Genomic DNA, 1,911 nt, shown 5'->3' with positions numbered 1-1,911 from the left:
GAAGACTTGCTGGCGGCGGCGCGTGCGACCGGGTCGGTGCTGGTGGCCGACGAGACGCGGCGCAGCGGCGGGGTGTCCGAACCGGTCGTGACCGCTCTCGCCGACGCGGGTTTCGCCGGCAGGATCGCGCGGGTCACCAGCGAGGACAGTTTCATCCCGCTCGGCGACGCCGCGTACCACGTGCTGTTGGACGAGCAGGACATCGAGGACACCGCGCGGAAGCTGCTGGCGGGAAGGTCCGGCGCCGCCACGGGAGACGGCACCCGCCCGACCCGTGATGGATAATCGCCGCGGCCCTGACAGTTCCGGCCCGTCGGACTGCGGCGGAGGCCGTGCGGGCAAAAGGGCCGACGGCGCACTCCCCTGCGCCGCCGGCACCGCCATGCTAGGCGCGGAACCGCCTCGGGTTCATGTCGTTCATGAGCCGCTGAACTGCTGATTCTCCGATCACGAGGCAGCCGCCAAGGCCCTGGAGGCGCACATCGACGATCCCGCGCCGTGCGGTCTGCCCGGCCACGTGATCGTCTGCAGGCGTACCTGCGGCGCCCCGCGCACTTCACTGCTGCATGCACGAAGCGGAACCGGCGGCACGGTTCAGATCGCCTCAGCCGTCGGGATCGCCGAAGACCTTGCCGGGGTTGAAGATGCCCGCCGGGTCGAGCGCGTTCTTCACCGCGTGGTGCATCCCGACCACCGTCGGCCCGAGTTCATCGTGCAAGCCGCGCCGTTTCAGCAGGCCCACGCCGTGCTCACCGGTGACGGTGCCGCCCAGCGCGATCGCATCGGCCACGATGTCGTCGAAAGCGCGCTGCGCACGCTCGCGCGCCGCTTCGTCCCCGGCGGGAGTGATGATCAGCGGGTGCAGGTTGCCGTCCCCGGCGTGCGCGATGTTCGCGATCTTCGTGTCGTGCCGCTGCGCGGCGGCTTCGACCTTGGCGAGCATGTCCGGCACCAGCGCGCGAGGCACGCACACATCCTCGGTCAACAGCGGACCCAGCCGTTCCAGCGCCGGATAGGCCAACCGGCGGGCGGCGAACAGCGCATCCGCCTCGTGCTGATCGGTGGAGGCCGCGCTGAACGTGGCCCCGCCCTTCTCGAAGCATTCGACGATGGCTTCGACTTCGCGATCCCCGGCTTCGCCCGGCGTGTCCGAGCGGCCCAGCAGCAGCACTTCGGCCTCGTCGCTGAGGCCCATGTTCTTCCACTCGTCCACGGCACGCAGGCAGTGCCGGTCGAGCAGTTCCAGCGCGGAAGGCGTCACCCCGGAGGCGGCCACCGCGGCCACCGCATCACCTGCCGCCACGAGCGAATCGAAGTAGCCGACCACGGTGCGCTCCGGCGCGCGCACCCCGGGCAGCAGCTTCACGGTGATCTCGGTGATGATCCCGAGCGTGCCCTCGGAACCGACGAACAGCCCGCACAGGTCGTAACCCGCGACGCCTTTGGCGGTGCGCCTGCCGAGCCGAACCACCTCGCCGTCGCCGACAACGGCTTCCAACCCGAGGACGTAATCCCTGGTCACGCCGTATTTGACGCAGCAGACGCCGCCCGCGTTGGTGGCGACGTTGCCGCCGATCGTGGACCAGGGCGAGCTCGCCGGGTCCGGTGGATACCAGGCGCCGTGCTCGCGGCAGGCGGCGCGGAAGTCGTCGTTGACCGCACCGGGCTGGACCACGGCGAGCTGTTCGCGCGGGTTGATCTCCAAGACCGAAGTCATCCGCTCGAACGAGATCAGCACGCAGCCGTCCAGCGCGTTGGCCCCGCCGGAGAGGCCGGTTCCGGCTCCCCGCGGCACCACCGGCACACCGCGTTGCGCGCACACTTTGCCCACGGCGACGACGTCTGCGGGGCCGGTGGGACGCACGACGGCGGCCGGGGTCCCGAGCGGCGCCCATTCGGCTTCGTCGTGGG

General features: G+C 70.9%; 1 protein-coding gene and 1 pseudogene. One reads left to right on the top strand and one right to left on the bottom strand.

Annotation, left to right across the window (positions count from 1 at the left end):
* Positions 1-285, top strand: a pseudogene (locus IJH84_RS02995) (hypothetical protein); the annotation flags it as partial.
* A 319-nt stretch (positions 286-604) separates the two neighbouring features.
* On the opposite strand, the gene IJH84_RS02990 reads toward IJH84_RS02995, so the two are convergent.
* The coding region (locus IJH84_RS02990; protein ID WP_295139912.1) for an FAD-linked oxidase C-terminal domain-containing protein at positions 605-1,911 on the bottom strand (1,307 nt) is incomplete at its 5' end.

Source organism: Saccharopolyspora sp. (assembly GCF_017434145.1).
In the GTDB taxonomy this organism is placed as follows: domain Bacteria; phylum Actinomycetota; class Actinomycetes; order Mycobacteriales; family Pseudonocardiaceae; genus Saccharopolyspora_C; species Saccharopolyspora_C galaxeae.
This window is presented reverse-complemented; position numbering and strand designations above follow the sequence as displayed.